23 protein-coding genes are annotated in these 25303 nt (G+C 66.7%); 6 read left to right on the top strand and 17 right to left on the bottom strand.

The window, feature by feature from the left end; all coding sequences use genetic code 11:
• The 13 genes from AC1Q5W_RS16390 to AC1Q5W_RS16330 all read right to left on the bottom strand — a co-directional run.
• A partial coding sequence (locus AC1Q5W_RS16390; protein ID WP_492704266.1) for a thiolase family protein occupies positions 1-548 on the bottom strand: 548 nt, incomplete at its 3' end.
• A 74-nt stretch (positions 549-622) separates the two neighbouring features.
• Positions 623-2662: a 3-hydroxyacyl-CoA dehydrogenase NAD-binding domain-containing protein gene (locus AC1Q5W_RS16385; protein WP_492644265.1), complete on the bottom strand. Its 2040-nt coding sequence runs from the start codon at positions 2660-2662 to the stop codon at positions 623-625.
• 32 nt (positions 2663-2694) lie between these two features.
• On the bottom strand, positions 2695-3855 hold the full coding sequence (locus AC1Q5W_RS16380; RefSeq protein ID WP_492644266.1) for an acyl-CoA dehydrogenase family protein: 1161 nt from the start codon (positions 3853-3855) through the stop codon (positions 2695-2697).
• Between the two features lie 24 nt (positions 3856-3879).
• Positions 3880-4656, bottom strand: a complete 777-nt coding sequence (locus AC1Q5W_RS16375; RefSeq protein ID WP_492644267.1) for an enoyl-CoA hydratase — start codon at positions 4654-4656, stop codon at positions 3880-3882.
• 1 nt (position 4657) lies between these two features.
• Positions 4658-6310: a cyclohexanecarboxylate-CoA ligase gene (gene aliA / locus AC1Q5W_RS16370; protein WP_492644268.1), complete on the bottom strand. Its 1653-nt coding sequence runs from the start codon at positions 6308-6310 to the stop codon at positions 4658-4660.
• A 35-nt stretch (positions 6311-6345) separates the two neighbouring features.
• Positions 6346-7503 carry a cyclohexanecarboxyl-CoA dehydrogenase gene (gene aliB, locus AC1Q5W_RS16365; protein WP_492644269.1) on the bottom strand — a complete coding sequence of 386 codons (1158 nt, stop codon included), beginning with the start codon at positions 7501-7503 and terminating at the stop codon, positions 6346-6348.
• An 18-nt stretch (positions 7504-7521) separates the two neighbouring features.
• Positions 7522-8304: a 2-ketocyclohexanecarboxyl-CoA hydrolase gene (gene badI / locus AC1Q5W_RS16360; RefSeq protein ID WP_492644270.1), complete on the bottom strand. Its 783-nt coding sequence runs from the start codon at positions 8302-8304 to the stop codon at positions 7522-7524.
• Between the two features lie 41 nt (positions 8305-8345).
• Positions 8346-9113, bottom strand: coding sequence for a 2-hydroxycyclohexanecarboxyl-CoA dehydrogenase (gene badH, locus AC1Q5W_RS16355; RefSeq protein WP_492644271.1), 768 nt, complete (start codon positions 9111-9113; stop codon positions 8346-8348).
• Positions 9114-9398: 285 nt separating this feature from the next.
• Positions 9399-10586 carry an ABC transporter substrate-binding protein gene (locus tag AC1Q5W_RS16350; protein WP_492644272.1) on the bottom strand — a complete coding sequence of 396 codons (1188 nt, stop codon included), beginning with the start codon at positions 10584-10586 and terminating at the stop codon, positions 9399-9401.
• Positions 10587-10641: 55 nt separating this feature from the next.
• On the bottom strand, positions 10642-11346 hold the full coding sequence (locus AC1Q5W_RS16345; RefSeq protein ID WP_492644273.1) for an ABC transporter ATP-binding protein: 705 nt from the start codon (positions 11344-11346) through the stop codon (positions 10642-10644).
• Positions 11343-12062 (bottom strand): ABC transporter ATP-binding protein, encoded by a 720-nt coding sequence (locus AC1Q5W_RS16340; protein ID WP_492644274.1) that lies wholly within the window; start codon positions 12060-12062, stop codon positions 11343-11345. The genes AC1Q5W_RS16345 and AC1Q5W_RS16340 overlap by 4 nt, the downstream gene beginning before the upstream one ends.
• A gap of 24 nt (positions 12063-12086) precedes the next feature.
• Positions 12087-13064, bottom strand: a complete 978-nt coding sequence (locus tag AC1Q5W_RS16335) for a branched-chain amino acid ABC transporter permease (protein WP_492644275.1) — start codon at positions 13062-13064, stop codon at positions 12087-12089.
• Between the two features lie 16 nt (positions 13065-13080).
• On the bottom strand, positions 13081-13932 hold the full coding sequence (locus AC1Q5W_RS16330; RefSeq protein WP_492644276.1) for a branched-chain amino acid ABC transporter permease: 852 nt from the start codon (positions 13930-13932) through the stop codon (positions 13081-13083).
• Between the two features lie 193 nt (positions 13933-14125).
• On the opposite strand from AC1Q5W_RS16330, the gene AC1Q5W_RS16325 reads away from it, so the two are divergent.
• The 3 genes from AC1Q5W_RS16325 to AC1Q5W_RS16315 all read left to right on the top strand — a co-directional run bounded on the left by AC1Q5W_RS16325 (position 14126) and on the right by AC1Q5W_RS16315 (position 16741).
• Positions 14126-14608, top strand: a complete 483-nt coding sequence (locus AC1Q5W_RS16325) for a MarR family winged helix-turn-helix transcriptional regulator (protein ID WP_492644277.1) — start codon at positions 14126-14128, stop codon at positions 14606-14608.
• Positions 14609-14640: 32 nt separating this feature from the next.
• On the top strand, positions 14641-14928 hold the full coding sequence (locus AC1Q5W_RS16320) for a hypothetical protein (protein ID WP_492644278.1): 288 nt from the start codon (positions 14641-14643) through the stop codon (positions 14926-14928).
• 64 nt (positions 14929-14992) lie between these two features.
• On the top strand, positions 14993-16741 hold the full coding sequence (locus tag AC1Q5W_RS16315; protein WP_492646137.1) for an N-acyl-D-amino-acid deacylase family protein: 1749 nt from the start codon (positions 14993-14995) through the stop codon (positions 16739-16741).
• A 51-nt stretch (positions 16742-16792) separates the two neighbouring features.
• Here AC1Q5W_RS16315 and bioF read toward each other — a convergent pair whose 3' ends face one another.
• Genes bioF through panD form a run of 4 tightly spaced genes read right to left on the bottom strand, consistent with a single transcriptional unit; the run spans position 16793 to position 20471 of the window.
• Positions 16793-18028, bottom strand: a complete 1236-nt coding sequence (gene bioF / locus AC1Q5W_RS16310) for an 8-amino-7-oxononanoate synthase (RefSeq protein WP_492644279.1) — start codon at positions 18026-18028, stop codon at positions 16793-16795.
• A gap of 12 nt (positions 18029-18040) precedes the next feature.
• Entirely contained in the window at positions 18041-18712 is a 672-nt protein-coding gene (gene bioD / locus AC1Q5W_RS16305) for a dethiobiotin synthase (RefSeq protein WP_492644280.1), read from the bottom strand.
• The gene (bioA, locus tag AC1Q5W_RS16300; protein WP_492646138.1) at positions 18709-20070 is read right to left on the bottom strand and encodes an adenosylmethionine--8-amino-7-oxononanoate transaminase; all 1362 of its coding nucleotides are present in this window, start codon (positions 20068-20070) and stop codon (positions 18709-18711) included. The genes bioD and bioA overlap by 4 nt, the downstream gene beginning before the upstream one ends.
• Positions 20071-20090: 20 nt before the next feature.
• Complete coding sequence (gene panD, locus AC1Q5W_RS16295; protein ID WP_492644281.1) at positions 20091-20471, bottom strand: aspartate 1-decarboxylase; 381 nt, start codon at positions 20469-20471, stop codon at positions 20091-20093.
• Positions 20472-20587: 116 nt separating this feature from the next.
• On the opposite strand from panD, the gene nadC reads away from it, so the two are divergent.
• The 3 genes from nadC (at position 20588) to AC1Q5W_RS16280 (ending at position 25195) form a co-directional block, all read left to right on the top strand.
• Positions 20588-21451, top strand: a complete 864-nt coding sequence (nadC, locus tag AC1Q5W_RS16290; RefSeq protein ID WP_492644282.1) for a carboxylating nicotinate-nucleotide diphosphorylase — start codon at positions 20588-20590, stop codon at positions 21449-21451.
• A gap of 10 nt (positions 21452-21461) precedes the next feature.
• Positions 21462-22607: a quinolinate synthase NadA gene (gene nadA, locus AC1Q5W_RS16285; protein WP_492644283.1), complete on the top strand. Its 1146-nt coding sequence runs from the start codon at positions 21462-21464 to the stop codon at positions 22605-22607.
• A 131-nt stretch (positions 22608-22738) separates the two neighbouring features.
• The gene (locus AC1Q5W_RS16280) at positions 22739-25195 is read left to right on the top strand and encodes a sensor domain-containing protein (protein WP_492644284.1); all 2457 of its coding nucleotides are present in this window, start codon (positions 22739-22741) and stop codon (positions 25193-25195) included.
• The last annotated feature ends 108 nt before the right edge of the window (positions 25196-25303 follow it).

Below are 25303 nucleotides of genomic sequence, written 5' to 3'. Positions count from 1 at the left end.
CGGTCCTGGGCTTCGCGCTCAATCTGGTATTCGACGGCGACGTTCTCGGCGGTTTCGGGCATGGAGTCCACGCCGTATTTTTCCTTCATCAGCTTGTTGATGAAGCGCCAGCCGATGGTTGTGTCGTAGACGGCGTTGGCGCGCGAGAAGGCGGACTCCGCCTTGGGCATGACGAAAGGTGCGCGGCTCATGCTTTCCACGCCGCCGGCAATCATCAATCCGGCCTCCCCCGATTTGATGGCCCGGGCTGCCGTACCCACGGCGTCCAGGCCGGAGCCGCACAGGCGGTTGAGGGTGGCGCCGGGCACTTCCAGGGGCAGGCCGGCCAGCAAGCTGGCCATGTGGGCGACGTTGCGGTTGTCTTCACCGGCCTGGTTGGCGCAGCCATAGAGCACGTCGGTGATGCTGGCCCAGTCGACGTTGGGGTTGCGTGCCATGAGGGCGCGCAGGGGGATGGCGCCCAGGTCGTCGGTGCGCACGCTGGCGAGGGCGCCGCCGTAGCGCCCGATGGGGGTGCGGATGGCGTCGCAGATGAAGGCTTGGGTCATGGTCAGTTTTCCAAAAAGTGGTTCCAGCGCCCCGGACGTGCCCGCCACGCCGGTCGCGCAGACACGGGCGTGTCTCAGTTCAACAGCACGGACAGATCTCCCAGCGCACCGCCGTAGCCGCCCGCCTGGACCAGCGCCTGCAGGTCGCTCTCCAGCGTGGCCCGGTCCTGCTGACGGGCCCAGTACACCGGCCCGCCTTCCCAGCGCGGAAAGCCGTAGCCCTGCACCAGCACCACGTCGATGTCGCTGGCGCGGCTGGCCACCCCTTCGGCCAGCAGCAACGCGGCTTCGTTGACCATGGCCAGGAGCGCCCGGCGCTGGATCTCCGGCGCCCCGATGGCGCGCCGCGCAATGCCCCGCGCGGCGGAGGCCTGCGTGATCAGCTCGCGTACCGTGGCATCGCTCGCCGCGGCGCGCTTGCCGTCCGGGTAGGTGTAGTAGCCCGCACCGGCCTTGCGGCCAAAGCGGCCGCGCTCGCACAGGCCGTCCAGGATGGGCACATAGCGCTCGCGGGGGTCGCGCGTGGCGGCCTGCGCCTTGCGCATGCGCCAGGCAATGTCCAGCCCGGAGAGGTCGGCCACCGCAAACGGCCCCATGGCCATGCCGAACGCCTGCAGGGCGGCGTCCACCTCTTCGGGCCAGGCGCCGTCTTCCAGCAGGAACTCGCACTGCTTGCGGTAGGCGTTGTAGATGCGGTTGCCGATGAAGCCAAAGGTATTGCCTGCCACCACCGCCTGCTTGCGCAGCCGCTTGGCCAGAGCCAGCCCCGTGGCCAGCACGTCGGGGGCGGTCTGGCTGCCACGCACCACCTCCAGCAGCTTCATGACATTGGCGGGGCTGAAGAAGTGCAGGCCCAGCACATCCTGCGGGCGCGCGGTGACGTTGGCAATGGCGTCCACATCCAGGTACGAGGTGTTGGTGGCCAGCACGGCACCGGGGCGGGCGTGGCTGTCAATCGCCGCAAAGACGCCCTGCTTGATGGCCAGGTCCTCGAACACGGCCTCGATCACCAGGCCGGCCCGCGCCAGCTCGCGCCAGTTGGTCGTCAGCGCCAGGCGCGCCACACGGGCCTGCGCCTGCTCGGCCGGCATCTTGCCCTCGGCCACCCGGCTGCTGTAGTGCGTGCGGATGCGCTCACCGGCAATGTCCAGTGCCGGCGCATCCTTTTCCACCAGCAGCACCTCCAGGCCCGCATCCAGGGCGCTGATGGCAATGCCGGTGCCCATGGTGCCGCCCCCAATCACGGCCACCACCTGCACCGCCCGCGCACGGGCCGGCTGGCCGGCCGGCAGCTTCCAGGCATCGCGCTCGGCGAAGAACTGGTGGCGCAAGGCAAAAGCCTCCGGCGACACGCGCAGCCGCTGGAACGCGGCCCGCTCACCGGCCAGCGCCTCGTCAAAAGGCAGCGTGGCCGCCGAGCGGACGGCGGCGATGGCGGCCACCACGGCGGGGCGCCCCTTGCCGGCGCGCAGCGCGGCCTGGGCCGCCTGCTCCACGGCCGCCGGATCTTCCACCGGCACGGTTTCGTTGCGGATGCGCTGCTTGGTGCCCGGCAAGGCCCGGGCATAGGCCACGGCTGCGGCGCGCAGGTCGCCCGGCACCACGGCATCGATCAGGCGCAGGGCCACGGCCTGGCTGGCGGGCACGCGCTCACCACTGCAGACCAACTGCAGGGCACGGACCAGCCCGGTGCGCCGGGGCACACGCTGGGTGCCGCCGGCGCCGGGGATGATGCCCAGTGTGACCTCGGGCAGGCCCACCACGGTCTCGGCGCTGGCAATGCGCGCGTCGCACGCCAAGGCCAGCTCGAAGCCGCCACCCAGCGCCGCGCCGTGCAGGGCCGCCAGCACCGGCTTGGTACAGGCCTCGACCATGGCAATCACCGTGGGCAGTTCCGGCGCCTGCAGCGGCTGACCGAACTCGCGCAGATCGGAGCCGGCAATGAAGGACGACCCGGCGCCCAGCAGCACGCCGGCCTGCAGGCCGCTGTCGTGTTCCAGTTCCTCGAGGGCCTGCAGCAGGCCGCGGCGGACCTCCAGCGAGCCGGCATTCACCGGAGGGTTGTCAATCACGATGACGAGGACATCCTCGTCCCGCTCGGTACGTACTTGCATGGCGCCAGATTTCCTGTGGGTCGTGGGTGCGTTCAGTCGCGCTTCATCAGCTGCTTGCCGATGATGAGTTGTTGGACCTGCGTGGTGCCTTCGTACAGGCGCAGCAGGCGCACGTCGCGGTAGAAGCGCTCCACCGGGTATTCGTTGATGTAGCCGGCCCCGCCATGGATCTGCACGCCGCGGTCGGCCACGCGGCCCACCATCTCGGTGGCAAACAGCTTGGCGCAGGACACGCGCATGGAGATGTCGGGGTCGGACACATGGGCCGGCTTGCCGTCAAAACGTTTGGCCACTTCCTGCACCAGCGACCAGCCGGCCAGCAGCTCCGCCTGGCTGTCGGCCAGCATGGCCTGGATCAGCTGGAACTCGCCGATCGCCTTGCCGAACTGCTTGCGGTCGCGGGCATAGGCGGCGGCATCGTCCAGAATGCGCGACGCCGAGCCACAGGCCACGGCCGAGATGTTCAGGCGACCGCGGTCGAGCACCTTCATGGCGGTCTTGAAACCCTGGCCGGGCACGCCGCCAATGATGTTGGCCGCCGGCACGCGGGCGTTTTCCAGGATCACGTCGCAGGTCATGGTGCCGCGCTGACCCATCTTCTTGTCCTTTTTCCCGAGCTTGATGCCTGGCGTGTTCGCCGGAACGATGAAGGCCGATATGCCGCCGGCACCGGGGCCACCGGTGCGGGCCATCAGGGTGAAGGCGCCGGCGCGCGGCGCGTTGGTGATGAAACGCTTGGTGCCATTGAGCACGTAGTGGTCACCGTCCAATTCGGCACGGGTCTTGAGCGAGGCGGCATCGGTTCCGGCATCGGGCTCGGTCAGGGCGAAGGACATGATCAACTCGCCGCTGGCCACCTGGGGCAGGTACTGGGCCTTCTGCTCGGGGGTGCCGTCCATCAGGATGCCCTGCGAGCCGATGCCGATGTTGGTGCCGAACACCGAGCGGAACGCCGGCGCGGTGCGGCCCAGTTCGTAGTTGACCAGCACCTCCTGGCTCACGGAGAGGCCAATGCCGCCGTACTCCTCGGGCACGGTCAGGCCGAACAGGCCCATTTCTTTCATGTCGTCGATGATGTCGGCCGGCACCTCGTCGTGCTCTTCCAGGTGATTTTCCGCCGGCACCAGGCGCTCGCGCACGAAGCGCTGGACGGTAGCGAGCAGGAGCTCAAAGGATTCGGAATCTAAAGCCATGGCGTCAGTAAGTTGGTAAGAAATTCAGCGGTGGGTGAACACCGGCTTACGCTTGTCCAGGAAGGCGTGCATGCCTTCACGGGCGTCTTCGCTGGCAAAGCGGGCGTGCAGCTGGCGCCGCTCGAAACCGATGCCCTCGGTCAGCGAGGCCTCCCAGGCCCGGTTCACCGACTCCTTGATGGCCATCAGCGCCGGCAGCGAGTAGCCGGCAATGCGGCTGGCCAAGGCCAGCATCTCGTCCAGCAGCTGCGCATCGGGCACCACGCGCGAGACCAGCCCGTAGCGGTCGGCCTCGTCGGCACTCAGGGCGCGGGCAGACAGGCACATGTCCATGGCCTTGGCCTTGCCGATGGCCCGCGGCAGGCGCTGCGTGCCCCCGGCGCCCGGCAGCATGGCGAGCTTGATCTCGGGCAGCGCAAACTGCGCTGACTCGGCGGCAATGACCAGGTCGCAGGCCAGCGCCAGCTCGCAGCCGCCACCCATGGCAAAGCCGGCCACCGCTGCGATGACGGGCTTGCGCACGCGGCGGATGGTCTCCCAGTTGCGGGTGATGAAGTCGCTCTGGTAGACGTCCATGTACGACCAGTCGGCCATGGCCGCAATGTCGGCGCCGGCGGCAAAGGCCTTGGCACTGCCGGTGATGACGATGGCCCCGATGCCGGGGTCGGCATCAAAGGCCAGCAGGGCCGCGCCCAGCGCGTCCATCAGGGCGTCGTTGAGGGCGTTGAGCTGCTGGGGCCGGTTGAGCGTGATGACGCCGACGCGGCCCTCGGTGCGCACCAGGATGAGGTCGTCGGCCACCTTACTTGTCCCCGCGCAACTCGTCAGCCAGCATCTCGCGCAGCTTGAACTTCTGCATCTTGCCCGATGGCGTGGACGGGATGGAGTCGCGCACCACGAGCCGTTCGGGAACGTACTGCATGGCCACCTTCTGCGACTTCAGGAACTCCACGATGGAGGGAAGGTCCACCGTCTGCCCGGCCTTGGGTACCACGACGGCGCAGGCGCGCTCGCCCATGCGCTCGTCGGGGTAGGCCACGATGGCCGCCATGGCGATGGCCGGATGGCGGTACAGCAAGGCCTCGATTTCCACCACGGGAATGTTCTCGCCGCCGCGGATGATCACGTCCTTGCTGCGCCCGGTGATGCGTACGTAGCCGCGCTCGTCCAGCCGCGCCAGGTCGCCGGTGTCGAACCAGCCCTCGGCATCGGTGGCGTTGAGCTGCGAGCGCTTGAGGTAGCCGCCAAAGTTGGAGCAGGAACGCACGTAGAGCTTGCCGGCCTGGCCTGCCGGCAGGATGCTGCCGTCGGGATCAACCACCTTCAGTTCCACGCCGGGCAGGGGGCAGCCGTCGGTGTTGACGGCGCGCTCGTCCTCGTCATCGGGCTGGATCAGGGTCACGGCGCCGTTTTCGGTCATGCCCCAGGCCGAGACAATCTTGGTGCCCAACACGCGGCGGGCCTGCTCCACCAGCGGGCCCGGAATGGGAGCGCCGGCGCACAGGAAGATCTTGAGCGTGGGAACGGTCTTGCCCGATTCCTCCACGTTCTTGGCCAGGTCGGTCAGGAACGGCGTGGACGCCATGGTGAAGCTGATCGACTCGGCACGGATCAGGTCAATGGCACGCAGCGGCTCCCAAATGTCGAGCAGCACCACGCTCTGGCGCAACAAGATGGGCATCATCAGGCCGTACATGAAGCCGGTCTGGTGCGCCATGGGCGAGGCCATCAGCACCGCGTCGTCCTGGCTCAGCTTCAGGCGCTGTGCGTAGGGAATGATGTTGGCCATGGTGGTGTTGGCCGTGTGCATGACGCCCTTGGGTTCGCCGGTGGTGCCCGAGGTGTAGATGAGCTGGGTCACGTCGTCCGGGCCGGGCCGGTTGCGGGTGAGGATGTCACGGGCGTCCGGCGCGTTTTCCCAGGCGGGCTCGCTCAACAGCTTCTCGAAGCTGTTGTCGCCCGCGCCGCCGACCACTACCACCTGCTGCAGGTCGGGCAGGCTGGGTCGTAAGGCGGTCACCATGGCTTCATAGTCGAAGCCGCGGAACACCTTGGGCACGATCACGACCTTGGCCTCGCCGTGCTTGAGCATGAACGACAGTTCGCGCTCGCGGAAGATGTGCATCAGCGGGTTCATGACCGCGCCGATGCGCGAGCACGCCAGGTAGGTGATGGTGAACTGCCACCAGTTGGGCAACTGGCAGGCCACGATGTCGTCCTTGCCCACACCCAGGCGGCTCAGGCCCACGGCCACGCGGTCGGCCATGATGGCCAGTTCGCGGTAGGTGAAGCGCTTGACGGCACCGGTTTCTGCCTGCACGGCGGTCAGGGCCAGCTTGTCCGGGCAACTGGCCACGCACGCGTCCAGCTCACCGTTGATGGTCCGGTCGTGCCACAGGCCCTGGGCGATGCTGGCAGCGCGGCGGGGGGCAATGAGTACGGCGTCAAATTCCATGGTCTTGTCTCCTCGTTGTACGAACTCTTGTTGGTCTAGGCGGGAACGAACTTGCGGCCGGCCCGGGTGCGGGCGATGATGGTCTTCATGATCTGGGCGGTTCCATCCCCGATCTGGAAACCCAACACGTCGCGCAGGCGCTGCTCCATCAGGCCGCGGTCATAGCCGCCGTGGCCGTAGCACAGCAGGCACTGGTGGATCACGTCGTAGGCCAGCTTGGGGCCCCACCACTTGGCCATGCCCGCCTCGGCGGTGTGGGGCAGGCCCTTGTCCTTGAGCCACAGGCCCTGTAAACACAGGAGGCGGGCACCTTCGACTTCGGTGTCGAACTGCGCCAGCGGGTGCGTCACGCCCTGGAAGGCCGACAGCGGCTGGCCAAACGCCTGGCGCTCGGTGATGTACTGCCAGGTTTCCTCCAGCGCCACGCGGGCCACCGACAGGCACTGCAGGCCGATGAGGGAACGCGAAAAGTCGAAGCCGTGCATCACCTGCACGAAGCCCTTGTTCTCGTCGCCCAGGCGGTGGCTCACGGGAACGCGCACGTTCTCGAAGAAGATGGAGCCACGGCCAATAGCGCGCTGACCGTGGCAGTCAAAGCGGTTGGTCGTGACGCCCGGGGTGTGCATAGGCACCAGCAGCGCGGTCACGCCGTGGGCACCCGACTCGGGCGTGCCGGTGCGGCCGAACACCACGGCAATGTCGGCCTGGTCGGCCGCGGAGATGGAGGTCTTCTCGCCATTGATGACGTAGAAGTCGCCTTCGCGCTCGATGCGCAGGCGCAGGTTGGCCGCATCCGAGCCGCCACGCGGCTCGGTCAGCGCGATGGCGCAGATGGCTTCCCCCCGGGTCAGCTTCTGCAGCCAGGGTTTGACCACCTCGGGGGCGCCGTACTTGGACAGAATCTGTCCGTTCAACGAGGCCAGCAGGTTGAGATAGGAGAAGCTCAGGTCGGCACGGGCGATTTCCTCGTGGATCACGCCGGCGGCCAGACAGCCCATGCCCAGCCCCCCGAACTCCTCCGGCAGTTCGGGGCAGATGAACCCGAGCTCACCCATCTCGCGCAGCAGTTCACGGTCCAGCACGCGGGTCTTGTCACGTTCCAGGAAACCGGGGACCACGCGTTCGGTGGCAAAGCGGCGCGCCGTCTCCGCCAGCGCCTGCAGGTCTTCGTCGATATAGGGATTCGGGTTCATGGCGTCGTCTCCAGAGGCTTATTTGGCGTACTTGCGGAAGTCGGGCTTGCGCTTGTCTTTCAGCGCATTGACGCCTTCGCGCGACTCTTCGGTGTCGTAATAGAGCTTGAGCGCATACATGCCCAGGCCGGCGATGCCGCTCTGGTGGGCCGTGTCGGCGTTGAAGCTGCGCTTGGCAATGGCGATGGCGGTAGGGCTGCGCTCGCAAATGGTCTCGGCCCACTCTTGCACCGTCTCGTCGAGCTTCTCGTGCGGCACGCAGATGTTGGCCAAGCCCATGTCAACCGCTTCCTGCCCGGAATAGCGCTTGTTCAGGTACCAGATCTCGCGCGCCTTCTTCTCGCCGACCACGCGGGCCAGGAAGGCCGTGCCGTAGCCCGGATCGACCGAACCCATCTTGGGGCCAACCTGGCCGAAGATGGCTTTTTCGGAGGCGATGGTGAGGTCGCAGATCGTGCACAGCACGTTGCCGCCGCCGATGGCAAAACCCTGCACCCGGGCGATCACGGGCTTGGGCACATCGCGGATGGCGGTGTGCAACTCTTCCATGGGCAGGCCGATGGTGCCGCGCCCGTCGTAGTTGCCGTTGTGGGCCGACTGGTCGCCGCCGGTGCAGAAGGCCCGGTCACCGGCGCCGGCCAGCACGATGGCGCCCACGCTCTTGTCGTAGCCGGCCTTGTTCAGGGCGCGGATGATCTCGTCGCAGGTCTGCCCGCGAAAGGAGTTCATCTTGTCGGGGCGGTTGATGGTGATCCAGGCGACGCCGTTGCGGTTCTCGTACAGGATGTCTTCGAATTCCATGGTGTTCTCCAAATAGGTGGGTGTGTGGGGAAGGCTGCGGATCAGCCGTGCATGGTCAGGCCACCGGACACGCTGATGACCTGGCCGGTGATGAAGGACGCGTCGTCGCTGGCGAAGAAGGCGATGGCACCGGCGAGGTCGTCGGGCTGGCCCAGGCGGCCCAGGGGAATGGCGCTTTTGAACGCTTCGATCAGCTTGGCGGGGTCGCGGGCACCCTCGGCCACACCGGCCAGCAAGGCGGTGTCGGTGGGGCCGGGGCAGACCACGTTGACCGTGATGCCCTGGCGGGCGTGTTCACGCGCCAGGGTCTTGGACAGGGCCACCAGCCCGCCCTTGCAGGCGGCGTACACCGCTTCGCCGGAGGAGCCGCCACGGGCCGCGTCGGAGGCCACGTTGACGATGCGCCCAGCCTTGCGCTCGACCATGCCGGGCAGCACGGCGTGGTGCATGTGCAGCGCGCCGGTCAGGTTGATGGCAATGAGCTTGTCCCACTCGGCCGGAACGGTCTTGACGAAGGGCTTGAAGACATCCCAACCTGCGTTGTTGACCAGCACGTCGACCGGGCCCAGCTGGGCCACGGTAGCCGCCACGGCGGCGTCGACCTGGGCGCGGTCGGTGATGTTGCACACGAACGCCGTCGCCTTGCCACCCTGGGCGCGGATGTCGGCAGCCACTTTCTCGGCCGCTTCCGGGTTCATGTCGAACACTGCCACTTTCGCGCCTTCCTGCGCGAGCCGGCGGCAGGTTGCGCCACCGATGCCGCCACCGCCACCCGTCACGATGATGGTCTTGTCTGTGAGTTTTTGCATGCTATTTCCTTCTCGGGTCAGGGTTGGTATGCTTGCGAAACCCGGTGTGTCGCAAGACATATAAGTAAATATGTTGTCGCATATTACGCCAACTTAATTCCGGATGCAAGTGCCTTTTTAGTCAAAATCTGACGATTTTCAATACTGTAGGAAACGCCATTGAGATCATTGGTATGCAGCCGGCTGTTGTAGCGACCATTTTCGCACTAATACGCAAATATGTTGCTTAAATAAAAAAGGCCGGCAGCCGTCAGACGGCGCCGGCCCCGGTGCAAGCCGGACGGCTTACATCTTGCACAGCGCCGAGGCGGCGGGCACGGTCGTCTCTGCGTAGGTCTGCTCGATCACCGGGCGCAGCTGGCCGTCGGCTGTCTTGACGCGCGCGATGTAGTTGGGAATGACCAACTGGTTGTCGGCCGCACGGACGGTCATCTTGCCGTAGAGCGTCTCGACCTGGGCGCCACGCAGGGCCTTGGTGACCGCCTCCGGGTTCACGCTCTTGGCCAGCTGCACGCCCTGGAACAGCACCATGGCGCCGTTGTAGGCCTGACCTTCGGTGTCGGTGGGCAGGCGCTTGAACTTGGCCTTGAACGCGCTCACGAAGGCCTTGGTGGCCGGCGTGTTGATGTCGGGCGTGAAGCCGACGTTGCCGGGCACGCCATCCAGGGCCTTGCCGGTGGCGTTGACCACGAAGTTGGACAGCAGCGCGTGCCCGATCAGCGGGGTCTTGGGAATCAGGTTGAAGTCGGCCGCCTGCTTCACGAAGGCGATGCTGCCCGAGACGTCGGCAAACCAGATGGCATCCACATTAGCAGCCTTGAGCTGCTGGATGTAGGGCGCATAGTCCTTGGTTCCCAGCGGGGCAAACAGCTTCAGGCTCACCTTCTTGCCCTTGCCGGTCACCACGCTCTCGAACGACTTTGCGGAGTCGTGGCCCCAGACGTAATCGGCCGCCAGGATGGCAAAGTTGTTGCCCTTGATGTCCTTGAGCCACTGCTCGATCATGGCCAGGTCCATGGCATCGGAGTGGTTGGTGCGCACGAAGCGCGTGTTGCAGGCTTCACCGGTGAGCTTGTCGGCCTTGCTCATGGTGCCGATGAACGCCGCGTCCCAGCGGGCCAGGTTCTGGCTGATGGCCAGGGAGATGCCCGAAGTGATGGGCCCGATGATCAGGTTATGGCCCTCGCGCGCCAGCTTCTCTGCCACGCGGCGCCCGGCGTCCGGGGTGCTTTCGTCATCGCCTTCGGCGACGATCACCTGGCGGCCGTCCACCCCGCCCTTGGCATTGGCCTCGTCCACCGCGAAGCGGATGCCGTTGATGACGTCGACCCCCATGGTGGAAAAGCCCCCAGACTTGGAGGACACCAGTGCAATCTTCACCGGCTCCTTGGCTTGCGCCAGAGCCTGCAGGGGCAGTGCCGCCACCAGAACGGCGCCCGCCAGCAGGTGCGGAATTGCTTTGAGTTTGAACATGCCTGTCTCCTGATAGTGCTAAGAACGCCGGAAACGGTCCGGCCGCCGGAAATTGTCAGATCGCGACGTGCGACTCCAGGTCTTCGAGCCCCTCACGGGAATGCACCACCGGGCCCTCGGCCACCACCGAGCCCTTGGCCATGGCCAGGTAGCGTTTGGCTACGCGCACCACCAGGCTCATGTTCTGCTCGATGAGCAGCAGGGCCGTGCCCTGGTCGGCCACCCGGTTGAAGATGTCGGCCAGCTGGTCGACGATGACGGGGGCCAGCCCTTCGGTCGGTTCATCGAGCAGGATCAGGCTGGGGTTGGCCATGAGCGCGCGGCCCACCGCCAGCATCTGCTGTTGGCCACCCGACAGGGCCGTGCCCGGGGTGTGCGCCCGCTCCGCCAGGATCGGAAACAGCTGGTAGACCTCGGACACCGTCCATGGCCCCTTGCGCCCAACGGCGGCGCCGAGCAGCAGGTTTTCCTCCACCGTCAGGTTGGCCACGATGCGCCGCCCCTGCGGCACCACCACGATGCCATGCTGCGCCGCGACGTAGGGACGCAGCGTCCGTACCTCCTGCGCGCCGAAGTGGATATGGCCACCCTGCATCCGGGCCAGACCCAGGATGGTGTTGACGACCGTGGTCTTGCCCACGCCATTGCGCCCGATCAGCGCCACCCGCTCGCCCGCATTCACGTGCAGGCTCAGGCCGTGCAGGATGTGGGCCGCACCGTAGTAGGACTGGACATTCTTCAGATTGAGCAAGGCGGTCATGCGGCGCTCCCCAGGTAGGCTTCGCGCACGCGCGGGTTGGCGCGCACCGCAGCGGGGTCGCCGCTGGCGATCACGCGCCCCAGTTCGAAGACGGTGACGGCATCGGAGATGCCAAAGACGACATCCATGTCGTGCTCGACCAGCAGCACGGACACCTCCCAGCGCGAGGTCAGGGCCTTCAGGTGCTGCGCCAGATCCTGGGATTCCTTGACGGACAGGCCGGCCATCGGCTCGTCGAGCATCAGCACCTTGGGCCGCCCCACCAGCGCCAGCGCCAGGTCCAGGCGGCGCTGCTCGCCGTAGCCCAGGTCTTCGGCCAGGGTGTTGCCGAGTCGGGCCAGGTCCAGCTCCTGGAGCACAGCCTCGGCGTCGTTGGCCGAGTCCGCCACGCCCATCTTGTACGAGGCCAGCTCCACCTGTTTGCGCACCGGCATGCCGCCAAAGATGCTGGTGCGCTGGAAGCTGCGCGACAGGCCCCGCATGCGCCGCTCGACGGCGCCCAGGTGGCTCACGTCCTCACCGGCCAGGGTGACCCGACCCCGTGTCAGCCTGCGCCGCCCCGTGATGGCGTCGATGACGGTGGACTTGCCGGCGCCGTTGGGCCCGATGAGGCCGCGGATCTGGCCTTTTTCCAGGGTGAGGTCCACGCCATCAAGCGCCTTGACGCCCCCGTAGTGGATGGCCACGTCTTCGGTCTGGAGTATGTACTGGTTCATGTGGGAGTCCTTGTGCGCCGTCCGTCAGTGGCCGCCGCGGTGGGCGACACCTTGCGCGCGCTGGCCCGAGACCAGGCGCTCCAGCAGGCCGATGATTCCGTCGGGCGCAAACACAATGACGGCGATCAGGGCGGCGCCAAAGATGGCCATGGAGTGGGTGGCGTACTCGCCCAGCAGGTCTTTCACCAGGAAATACAGGATGGCACCCAGGATGGGCCCCAGCGGCTTCCTGAAACCGCCCACCACCACCATCAGCAGGGTGATCGCCGAGACGCTCCAGTGCAGGTTGGCCGGCGAGACGAAACCGGAGTTGAAGCACGACAGCAGGCCAGCGGCGCCCGACACCATGGCGGAAATGGCATACACCGCCGCCCGGGGCACCGTGGTCCGGATGCCGATGAAGCGGGCCCGCTCCTCGTTGTCCCGCACCGCTTCGGTGATGGTGCCAAAGCGGGTCTTCATCACCACCAGCAGCACGAAGGTCACCAGCACCAGCAGGGTCCAGGACAACAGGAACAGCGTGGCCGGCTTGAGCAGAGCCGACTGGGAGACGCCAAACAGCGTGGCCGGCCAGTTGACGCCCATGCCGTCGGAGCCGCCCGTGATGCCCCGCGCCCGCGTGGCCAGCAGATACGCCATCTGGCCGATGGCCAGAGTCAACATGCCGAACGCAATGCCCGGCACCCGGACGATCACCAGGCCGATGAGGAAGGCCGCCAGGCCGATGCCGCACAGGACCACGGGAATGGCCCATTCCGCCGGCATCCAGTCCAGCGCGAGGATGACCCCCATGCTGTAGCCGGCACCGCCAAAGAACAGGGCGTGGCCGAAACTCACCAGGCCGTTCTGCTTGAGCAGCACCCCCACGCCGAGCGCGAAGATGGCGTAGATGACCGCCTGCGTGAACATGCCCAGCAGGCTGCTCGACGGCGTGACCCACACGATGACCGCCCCGGCCAGCAAGGCCAGCAGCGAGAGGAATCCCATTCGACTGATACGCATGTGTTTCTCCGGGTACTCAGGTGCGACTGCCGGCCAGGCCGGACGGCTTCCAGACCAGGACCGCGACCATGAAGATGAAGGGCAGCAGCACTGACACCTCGGGCAGGTAGACCGCCCCCACCGCCTGCATCATTCCCAGCAGCAGGGCCGCGATGAAGGCGCCGGCCAGGGAGCCCAGGCCGCCGATCACGACCACCACAAAAGAATCGATCAGCACATCCGAACTCATGTGCGGCGACAAGGACAGAAAAGGCCCCGCCACCACGCCCGCCAGGCCCGCCAGCGCACTGCCCAGACCCACCACGCCGGCGCTCAGCGCGTCGGTGTTGACGCCCTGCATGGAGGTGGTGACCGGGTCGGTGCTGGCGGCGCGCACAAACAGGCCGATGCGCGAGTGGCGCAGCCACAGGGTCAGGCCCAGGGCCACCACGGCGCCGACCACAATGACGCCGATGCGGTACGCCGGCAGGTCGTGGCCCCACAGGTTGACGGAGAAGTTGAGCAGCTCCGGCGTGAACAGCGAGTAGTTGCCCTTGCCCCAGACGGCCACCACCGCGTCCTCCAGGATCAGTAGCAGACCAAAGGTCACGAGCATCACGTTGAGCGGTTCGCGGTCCTGCAGCAGACGAAAGCCGTAGCGGTCCAGCAGCACGCCCACCACCACCATGAAAGCCGGCGCGGCCACCAGCGCCACCCAGAAATTGCTCTGCACCGCGACCGTGTAGCCCACATAGGCGCCCACCATGTACAGCGCGCCGTGCGCAAAATTCACCACGCGGCGCAGCCCGTAGATCAGCGCCAGGCCCGAGCTCATCACAATCAGCAACGCCCCGTACACCAGGCCATTGAACAGGTTGATGGTCAGCATCTTGTTTCCTTTTGTTCCTGCATTTCCGGTTTTTCCTGCCTCGGGCTTGTTACGCTTGCGAAAATAGGCCAATCGCGTAAAGTAGATGTGTAAATATATTGTCTTATGTTACGGCAACCCTGTTGCCAGTTCAAGTTCCTTTTTGATTGGATGAATAGTGGTTAACCCTAACAAAAACGCCAACATAACCCGCATGGAACTGGCCAACCACTTGTTCTTTCGGCTCTACCAATGTGCAAATATGTTGCACAAAACAGGCACCCGTGCGGTGGAGGAAGAAGGCTTGACCACCCAGCAGTGGGCGGTGCTGGGCGCCCTGTCGCGGCCGGAGGCCGAAGGCGGCATGAGCGTGGGCGACCTGGCGCGCTACCTGATGGTGAGCCGCCAGAACCTCTCCGGGCTGCTCAGCCGGATGGAGCGCGACGGACACATCGGCAGTGCCCCGGACGGGCGCGACCGCCGCTCGCGGCTGATCACCATGACCGATTCCGGCCGCGAGGTCTGGATCGTGCAGGCGCAGCCCAAGATTCACCACTACTACGAGCAGGCGCTGGAGGGGTTTTCAGTGAGCGACATCACCCACTCGCTGCACTACCTGCTCAAGCTGCTGGAGAACATGAAACGCCTGGATAACGACACCGAACCAACGCCGACGCAGAGCGGCGCCGACGTCTGACGCCAAGCGATGCCTGAAAAAAAACTGACTGCATGCAACGGCATTACCTGATATTCGAAGCCAGCGACGACGGCGACGGCACCGGCAGCTGGGACGCCATGGCCAGTGTGCGTCCTGCAGCGCTGCCACAGGTGCTGGCCGAAGTGCGGACCGTGCTGGCCTGGGCCGACGCCAACAGCCCCGGTCCGCGCGGTCCCCTGGACGATGGTGGCGTGTGGGATGCCGACCTGCACCAACAAGCCGAAGGCGACTGGGTCACCGTCACCCTGACCCTGACCGGCCCCTGCGCGTGGGGCGACGCCCTGCTGGCAGCCGCCTGATTTTCCACGTCACCTCGGGTTTTTACGCTTCGCGCTGGGGCACCCGGTGCGTAAGCTGGCCCGCATGTACGACATCATCATCAAAAACGGACTGTTCTTCGACGGCACGGGCACCTCGGGTGCGCTGCGCCATCTGGGCATTCGCAACGGTCAGGTAGCGCAAGTCAGCGACACCGCGCTGGATGAGACGGATTGCCCACAGGTGCTGGATGCCTTCCAGCGTTGGGTCATGCCCGGCTTTGTGGACATGCACACCCACTACGACGCCGAACTGGTGGCCGCACCTGCACTGCACGAATCGGTGCGCAACGGGGTCACCACGGTAATGGTGGGCAGCTGCTCCATCAGCATGGTGCTCTCCGAGGCCGAAGACTGCTCCGACCTGTTTACCCGCGTGGAATCGGTGCCGCGCACGGCGGTGTTGCCCCTGCTGCGCGAACGCAAAACCTGGCGCACCCCCACCGAGTACGTCGCCTTTCTGCGCCAGCATCCTCTGGGCCCCAATGTGGCCTCGTTCCTGGGGCATTCCGATTTGCGCGTGGCCGTGATGGGCCTGGACCGCGCGGTGGATGGCAACGTGCGCCCGACGGAAGATGAAATGCAGCGCATGGAAGCCTGGCTGCACGAATCGCTGGACGTGGGGCTGCTGGGCCTGTCCACCATGACCAACCCCTGGGACAAGCTCGATGGCGATCGCCAGCGCTCCAAGTCGCTGCCGTCGACCTATGCCACATGGAAGGAATACCGGCGCCTGACTAGGCTGCTGCGCCAGCGCGGGGCCATTCACCAAAGCGCACCCAATCTGGTGACCAAGGTGAATCTGGTGCTGTTCCTGGCCGACAGCCTGGGCTGGTTTCGCCAGCGGCTCAAAACCACCATCATCACGCTGATGGACCTCAAGGCCGATCCGCTTCTGGCCAAGGTTCTGGGGCCTGTCACGCGCTTCGTCAACCGCCTCGGTGCAGACTTCCGCTGGCAAACCCTGCCGGTGCCGTTTGAGACCTTTGCCGACGGGGTGGAGTTTGTGGTGTTTGAAGAGTTCCCCGCCGGGCAGGCCGCATTGCACCTGATTGACGAGCTCAAACGCAACGCGTTGTTCCAAGATCCGGCCTACCGCCGCCAGTTTCGCGCCAACGTGGAAAAGAAGTTTGGCCCGCGCGTATGGCACCGCGATCTGGACGACGCATGGATCGTGGACTGCCCCGACGCCACCCTGGTGGGGCAATCCATCGGTCAGGTGGCGCGCTCGCGCAAGGAAAATTCGGCCGACGTGTTTCTGGATCTCCTGATCACCCACGGCAAGCATCTGCGCTGGCGCACCGTGATCGCCAACCACAACCCCGCCGTGGTGGAAAAGCTGGTCAACGAACCGTCCACCCTGATTGGCTTTGCCGATTCGGGCGCACACATCCGCAACATGGCCTTTTACAACTTTGGCCTGCGCCTGCTCAAACTGGTGCGCGATGCCGAACTGCGCCAAGAACCCTTCATGCCCATCGAGCGCGCCGTATGGCGGCTGACTCGTGAGCTGGCCGACTGGTTCAATGTGGATGCCGGACGCCTGCAAGTAGGCGACCGGGCCGATGTGGTTATCGTGGACCCAGTCAAACTCGACGCGAGTCTGACCCACTACCGTGAAGCCCAGCTGGCCCAGTTCACGGGTTTGATGCGCCTAGTAAACGATGGCAACGCGGTGGACACCACCATCATTGGCGGACGTGTAGCCTGGCACCAGGGGGCATTTGCCGCTGACCTGGGCCAGGCCACAACATTTGGTCAATACCTGCCCGCACGCAACCGCAAACGCTCCTGAATCAGGAGCTGCCCGCGCAGCATCCACGAGGCCTGCAGGCCTATTTTGTGCTTAAACAGCAGTCGCCAGTGCACTCAGAGCCTGCACCAGCGCGTCCACATCGGCTTCGGTGTGCGCCGCCGACAGCGCAATGCGCAGGCGGGCTGTGCCCTCGGGCACGGTCGGCGGGCGAATGGCGGGCACCCACAGCCCGCGCTCCTGCAGTGCCTGCATCACCGCCAGTGCCTCGGCATTGCTTCCAATCAGCAGCGGCTGGATGGCGGTCTGCGACTCCGACAACCGCCAGTGGCTGCCCTGCAGCCCCGCCGCCAGCCCCGTGCGCAGGCGGGCAATCAGGGCCTGCAGGTGGCTGCGCCGCCACTCCTCGTGCTCGATCAGCTGCAGACTGGCGCTCAGCGCGGTGGCCAGCATGGCCGGCGCGGCGGTGGCGAAGGTGTAGCTGCGGGTTTTCTGCAGCAGCCACTCCACCAGCGTGTCGTCCCCCGCCACAAAGGCGCCGGCTACACCGGCGGCCTTGCCCAGCGTGGCCATATAGAGCACCCGCCGCGACGCCTGCGCCCCCCGCAGCCCGGCCTGCGCCAGGGTGCCGCGCCCCTGCGGCCCCAGCACCCCGAAACCGTGGGCATCGTCCAGCAGCAGCAAGGCGTCAAAGCGTTCGCACAAGTCCAGCAGGGCGGGAATGTCGGCCACGTCGCCGTCCATGCTGAAGACCGCATCGGTCATCACCAGCTTGCGGGCCGCGGTGCTGCGGGCCAGGGCCTCCTCCAGACCCGCCAGGTGGGCGTGGTCGTAGCGGTGGATCTGCGCCTTGGACAGGCGGGCGCCGTCGATCAGGCACGCGTGGTTGAGCGCGTCCGAGAAGATGGCGTCGCCCGGCCCCACCAGCGCCGGCACGATGCCGATGTTGGTGGCAAAGCCGGCGTAGAAGTACAGCGCCCGGGGCAGGCCCACAAACGCGGCCAGCGCCTGCTCCAGCGCGGCGTTGGCGGTGCTGTGGCCGCTGACCAGCGGCGAGCCGGTGGAACCCACGCCATAGGCCCGGGCGCCCGCGCAGGCCGCCTGCACCAGCGCCGGGTGCTGGGCCAGGCCCAGGTAATCGTTGCTGCAGAACGCCAGCATGGGCCGCCCGTCCACGCACAGGCGCACGCCACTCACCAGGGCGCCGTCGGCATCGCGCTGCGGCTCCACTTCGCGGCGCTTGCGGCGCAGGTGGGCACGGTCCAGTTCGGCCATGCGGGCGGGAAAGTCATCCAGCCAGGAGGGGGATAGGGAAACCGTATGCGTCATACAAATCCATCGTTAGCGCCACGCGGGCGGAAGGTGCCATGCAATGGCCCGCGCATCCGGCGCGGACTGGTGGGCAATGGTGGCCAGCAAGGGAGCCTGCAACTGACCCTGCAGGTACGCAATGTTGTCGGCCTGCGCCAGCAGGGTCGGGTCCACATGGTTGGCCACCCAGCCCGCCAGCGTGAGCCCGCGCGCGGCGATGGCCTGCGCCGTCAGGACGGCATGGTTCAGGCAGCCCAGGCGCAGGCCTACCACCAGCACCACGGGCAGGCCCAGGGCCTGGGCCAGGTCGCCCCCGTTCTCGGTATCGGACAGGGGCACCAGAAATCCGCCCGCCCCCTCCACCACCACGGCATCCACCTGCTGCGCCAGCGCGCGGTAGGCGTGGACCAGCTGCGCCACCGTGATGCGCACGCCCGCCCGTTGCGCCGCGATATGGGGCGAGGTAGGGTCGGGCAACAGCACCGGGTTGTCCAACTCCGCCGGCACGCGGCAGGTGGAGGCGGCGCGCAGGGCCAGCACGTCGTCGTTGGCGGGCACGCCATTGACCATTTCCGTGCCCGCGGCCACGGGCTTCATGCCCACCACGCGGGCGTGGTGGTGCGCCAGCGCGTGCAGCAGGGCCGTACTCACCAGGGTCTTGCCCACACCGGTGTCGGTGCCAGTGACGAAGACCGCGGTCACGGCAGTGCCAGGCCGGGTGCCAGCGCCGCGCCGCGCCCGACCGCCGGCGCGTCTTCGGCCAGCGTGGCCTGCAGCGCCGCCAGCGCACCGCGCGCCAGGTGCTCGGCCGATTCGGCGTCGATCACGTACGGGGGCATGGCATACAGCGTGTTGCCGATGGGGCGCAGCACCACGCCCTGGGCCATGGCGTGGCGGGCGTAGCGGCGGGCGAAGAAGGGCGTGGGGGTCAGGGCCGGGTCCACGTCCCAGGCCCAGATCATGCCCAGGCGGCGCGCGTGGCGGATTGCGGGATGCTGGGTAAGCGGCGCAAAGGCCCGGTCCAGCATCTGCGCCCGCTGCACGTTGGCAGCCAGCGCATCGGTCTGCTCGAACAGCTCCAGCGTGGCCAGCGCGGCACGGCACGCCAGCGGGTTGCCGGTGTAGGAGTGCGAATGCAGGAAGCCGCGGGCCACGTCGTCGTCGTAAAAGGCGTCGTACACCGCGTCGGTGGTCAGCACCGCGGACAGGGGCAGTGTGCCGCCGGTCAGGCCCTTGGACAGGCAGATGAAATCGGGCCGGATGCCAGCCTGCTGGTGTGCAAACATCGTGCCGGTGCGGCCGAACCCGACGGCGATCTCGTCGGCAATCAGGTGCACCTGGTACTGGTCACACAGGGCACGGGCTTGGCGCAGGTAATGGGCATCGTGCATGGCCATGCCCGCCGCGCACTGCACCAGGGGCTCCAGAATCAGCGCAGCCGTCTGGGCGTGGTGCTGCTCCAGCCAGGCGCGCAAATCGGCCACCGCGCGCTCAGCAACGTCCTGTGCGGTCTCGCCGGGCAAGGCGCCCCGGGCATCGGGCGAGGCCACGGTGGCGGCCAGGCGCACCAGGGGGGCGTAGGCCTGGCGAAACAGGGGAATGTCGGTCACGGCCAGCGCGCCCACGGTCTCGCCGTGGTAACCGCCGACCAGGCCAATGAAGCGGTTTTTTTCGGGGTAGCCGCGATTGCGCCAGTAGTGCGCACTCATCTTCAACGCGATTTCGGTCGCGCTGGCACCGTCGCTGCCGTAGAAGGCATGGCCCAGGCCGGTCAGCGCGCCCAGGCGCTCCGACAGTTCTACCACCGGCGGATGCGTAAAGCCGGCCAGCATCACGTGGTCCAGCGTGTCCAGCTGGTCCACCAGCGCGGCCTTGATGTGCGGGTGGCTGTGGCCAAACAGGTTGACCCACCAGGAGCTCACCCCATCCAGATAGCGGTTCCCCTCACCGTCATACAGCCACACGCCCTGCGCGCGGGCAATGGGCACGGGCAACGCGGCCTCGTGCAGCTTCATCTGTGTGCAGGGGTGCCACACCGCGCGCACGCTGCGCGCCGCCATCGTGGACAGCGTCACGGCGTTCAGGCCATCTGCACCGGAATGGTCGAGCGCTGTTCCTTGATGCGGTTGTCGTCATCGCAGAACACCAGCTGGGGCACAAAGCCTTTCACATCGGCTTCGGCCACCTGGGCAAACGTGGCGATGATGACCAGATCGCCCTTGGCGGCGCGGCGGGCCGCCGAGCCATTGACCGAAATGATGCGGCTGCCGCGCTCAGCGCGGATCGCGTAGGTGATGAAGCGCTCGCCGTTGTTGATGTTCCAGATGTGCACCTGCTCGTTCTCGGCGATGTTGGCCGCGTCCAGCAGGTCTTCATCGATGGCGCAGGAGCCCTCGTAGTGGAGTTCGCAGTGCGTCACGCTGGCGCGGTGGATCTTGGATTTAAGCAGGGTTCTGAACATGGTTCTTAGCGGTAAAAACGGAGAGCCAGCGGCAAGATGTGTACCATCGAAGACCGCCCCGAACGACGTCGCGTAGTGTAGACCACGGTGCACCCCGCTTTTTGACCCTATTAGTTATGCAAAAGTCATTTGATTTCTCTACCGAATCCGTCCGCAAACTGGCCCAGTTCGATGTGGCGCGCGCCTTGGCCGAAGACGTGGAAAGCGGCGACCTGACAGCCAGCCTGATTGCCCCCGACCGCATGGCACGCGCCCGCGTGCTGGCCCGCGAAAGCGCCGTGGTGTGCGGGCAGGCCTGGGTGGAGGAAGCGGTGCGCCAATGCGACCCGCAGGCGCAGATGACCTGGAATGTGCAGGACGGCCAGCGCTGCGCAGTCAACCAGGTCGTGCTGGAAGTCACCGGCCGCGCACAGGCCCTGCTCACGGCCGAGCGCACGGCGCTGAACTTCCTGCAGCTGCTCAGCGGCGTGGCCACCAAGACGGCCGGCTACGTGGCGGTGGTGGCCGGCACCAAGGCCCGCATCGTGGACACGCGCAAGACCATTCCGGGTCTGCGCCTGGCGCAGAAATACGCCGTGCGCTGCGGGGGCGGCACCAACCACCGCGTGGGCCTGTATGACGCCGTGCTGATCAAGGAGAACCACATCGCCGCTGCCGGTGGCGTGGCGCAGGTGCTGCAACGCGCCGCCCCCATTGCGGCGCAAGCCGACTTTGTGGAAATCGAGGTGGAAACGCTGGAGCAGCTGCACGAGGCACTGGGCGCCGGCGCCACTATGGTGCTGCTGGACAACATGGGCCTGCCCACCCTGCAGGAGGCCGTGCGCATCAACGCCGGACGGGCCGTGCTGGAAATTTCGGGTGGCGTCACGCTCGACGGCCTGCGCGCGCTGGCCGAGACCGGCGTGGACCGCATCTCCATCGGCACGCTGACCAAGGACGTGCAGTCCGTCGACTACTCCATGCGCTTTGAAGCGCTGTAAGAGGCCCGCCATGCAAGCATCCGCAACCCCGGCGTCCACCATCAACGTGGACTACGAACAACCCGAAACCGACCGCGCGGGCGAACCCCACGCCTGCAGCACGCACCACGCCTGGGCGCGCGTGCCGGTGGAGCCCGCGCCCACCGAGCGCGCCGCGCTGAAGGACAAGATCCGCCGCCTGCTCAAAGAGAAGAATGCGGTCATGGTGTCGCACTACTACGTGCACCCCGACCTGCAGGACCTGGCCGAGGAAACGGGCGGCATCGTCAGCGATTCACTGGAGATGGCCCGCTTTGGCCGCGACCACGCCGCGCAGACGCTGGTGGTGTCAGGCGTGCGCTTCATGGGCGAGACGGCCAAGATCCTGTCGCCCGAAAAGCGCGTGCTGATGCCCGACCTGGACGCCACCTGCTCGCTGGACCTGGGCTGCCCGGTGCAGGAGTTCAGCGCCTTCTGCGACGCCCACCCGGACCGCACCGTGGTGGTATACGCCAACACCAGCGCCGCCGTGAAGGCGCGCGCCGACTGGCTGGTCACCAGCAGCTGCGCGCTCGACATCGTGCGCGCCCTGAAAGACAGCGGCCAGAAGATCCTGTGGGCACCCGACCGCCACCTGGGCGGCTACATCCAGCGCGAAACGGGGGCCGACATGGTGTTCTGGAACGGCGCCTGTATCGTGCACGACGAGTTCAAGGCTTTCGAGCTGGAGGCGCTGAAGAAGGAACACCCCAAGGCCAAGGTGCTGGTGCACCCCGAGAGTCCGGCCGAGGTCGTGGCGCTGGCCGATGCCGTGGGCTCCACGTCCGCCATCCTCAACGCCGCGCGCACCCTGGACGCCACCGAGTTCATTGTGGCCACCGACAACGGCATGATGCACAAGCTGCGCACGCTCAACCCCGGCAAGGTCTTCATCGAAGCCCCCACTGCCGGCAACAGCGCCACCTGCAAGAGCTGCGCCCACTGCCCCTGGATGGCCATGAACGGCCTGGCCGGCCTGGCCCAGGTGCTGGAGACCGGCGCCAATGAAATCCAGGTGGACCCCGCCCTGGGCCTGCTGGCGCGCCGCCCCATTGACCGTATGCTGGCCTTTACGGCGGCGCAGAAACAGCAGGCGCTGGCCGGCAGCCACCTGCGCCCGCACCTGGGCGCGGCGTAGTACAGTGCGTTACAAGCCCGGGGACACGGGCCAATCGTTGGAAGCAGGGGGCAGACATAGCGAACGGACACGCCGGCACGACCCGACCACGGGGGCATTGCGGAAACCGCCAGCAGGCTTTAGCACGACGCATGAACCCATTTGAAGCGATCCTGAACGCGACGACCGAAAGCATCTTCCTGGTGGATACCCAGGGCGTGGTCCTTGCCATCAACGAAACGGCAGCCCAGAGGCTGAACCAGACCCGGGACAGTCTGGAAGGTCAATGCATCTTCGCTTTCTTTCCGCCCGAAGTGGCGGCCATCCGGCGCCGCAACCTGGAGGAGGTCGTGCGCAGCGGCCAGGCCCGCCACACCGAGGACCAGCGGGGCGCGCGGTATTTCTCGCTCAATTACTACCCGATGCAGAACGACGCGGGCACGGTGGAATCCGTCGTGGTGTACGCCGCCGACATCACCACCCAGAAGCTGGCCCAGAACGCGCTGCAGGACAGCGAGGCCCTCAAGAGCTCGGTATTGATGCACGCGGCCTACGCCATCATCGCCACCGATGTGCAGGGCATCATCACCGTCTTCAACCCAGGGGCCGAGGCCCTGCTCGGCTACCGCGCGGATGAGGTGGTGGGCCAGAAGAGCCCGGGGCTTTTCCACCTGCGCTCCGAAGTGGTGGAGCGGGCCCAGGCCGCGTCGCTCCAGCACGGTGGCGAGGTGCCGTCCGGGTTCGAATTCTTCACGACCCTGAGCCATCGCACACCCCAGCCGGAAGAGAGCGAATGGACCTACGTGCGCAAGGACGGTTCGCACGTTCCGGTGCAGCTGTCGATCACCCCCCGCGTGGACACCGCCGGCCAAGTCATTGGCTACCTGGGCATCGCCCAGGACATCACCGCGCGCCGGCAGGTCGAATCCGACCTGCGCATCGCCGCCATCGCCTTCGAATCCCAGGAGGGCATGCTGGTGACCGACGCAGACCGCATCATCCTGCGGGTCAACCGGGCTTTTACCGACATCACCGGCTACTCGGCGGACGAGGCCATCGGCCAGACCCCCCGTCTGCTCAGTTCGGGACGGCACGATGCTGTCTTCTATGACCAGATGCGCGACAGCCTGCAGCGCAGCGGCACCTGGCAGGGCGAGGTCGTGAACCGGCACAAGGCCGGCTCGCTGTACACCGAATGGCTCACCATCACCGCCGTCAAGAACGGGGCGAACCGGGTGACCAACTACGTTGCCACCATCACCGACATCACCTCGCGCAAGGCCGCGCACGCCGAGATCAACAGCCTGGCCTTCTACGATCCGCTGACCGGGCTGCCCAACCGCCGCCTGCTGCTGGACCGGCTCAAGCATGCCGTGGCCTCCAGCGCACGCAGCGGGCGCCACGGCGCCCTGCTGTTCATCGACCTGGACAACTTCAAGACACTCAACGACACGCTGGGCCACGACTTTGGCGACCTGCTGCTCAAAGAGGTAGCGCGGCAACTCGAGTCCCATGTGCGCGAGGGCGATACGGTGGCCCGTTTCGGGGGCGACGAATTCGTCGTCATCCTGGACGACCTGGGTGAAAGCGCGCAAGACGCCGCCACGCAGGCGGAAGTGGTGGGGGAAAAGATCCTGGGCATCGCGAACCACGCCTTCCAGCTCGGCGCGCATGCGCACCGCTGCACCCTGAGCGCCGGCGTGGCCCTGTTCTTCGACCACCAGAGCACGGTTGACGAGCTGCTCAAGCGCGCCGACCTCGCCATGTACCAGGCCAAGGCGGCCGGGCGCAACGCGCTGCGGTTTTTCGACCCCAACATGCAATCCGTGGTCACCACCCGCGCCAACCTGGAGGCCGACCTGCACGAGGCCATCCTGAACAACCAGTTCGCGCTGTACTACCAGCCCCAGGTGGACCAGCAGGGCCACCTTACCGGCGTGGAAGCGCTGCTGCGCTGGCAGCACCCCAAGCGGGGCCTGGTCTCGCCGCTGGAATTCATTCCGTTGGCCGAGGAAACCGGAACCATCCTGCCCCTGGGGCAATGGGTGCTGCAGACCGCCTGCCAGCAACTGGTGCGCTGGGCCCGGCAGCCCGCCCTGGCGCACCTCACCATTGCCGTCAACGTGAGCGCCCGCCAGTTGCACCACCGCGACTTCGTCTCCCAGGTGCTGGCCCTGCTGGACCATACCGGTGCCAACCCGCAGCGGCTCAAGCTGGAACTCACCGAGAGCCACCTGGTGAGTGATGTGGAGGGCGTCATCGCCAAGATGGCAACACTCAAGGCGCGCGGCGTGGGCTTCTCGCTGGACGACTTCGGCACGGGCTACTCCTCCCTCTCCTACCTCAAGCGCCTGCCGCTGGACCAGCTGAAGATCGACCAGAGCTTCGTGCGCAGCATCCTGACCGACTCCAACGATGCCGCCATCGCCAAGATGGTGGTGGCCCTGGCCGAGAGCCTGGGACTGGCCGTGATTGCCGAGGGCGTGGAGCAGGACGCGCAGCGCGCGTTCCTGGCCCAGCAGGGCTGCTACGCCTACCAGGGCTATCTGTTCGGCCGCCCTGTGCCGCTGGAGGAATTCGAGCGCCAGGTCGCACGGCTGCCTGGCTGACACCCGGCCTGCGGCCGGCAAACGGCCGCACCCAACCAGTTCCCACGCTGCAAAAAGGGTCGCATCGGCGCGCAGGCGGCTGCGGTGACACAATGACAGGAATCCAGA

Source organism: Rhodoferax sp. MLSD5-FHT05B10, assembly GCF_058793415.1.
The sequence above is the reverse complement of the archived record's forward strand: the minus strand, read 5'-3'. Positions and strand labels throughout refer to the sequence as shown.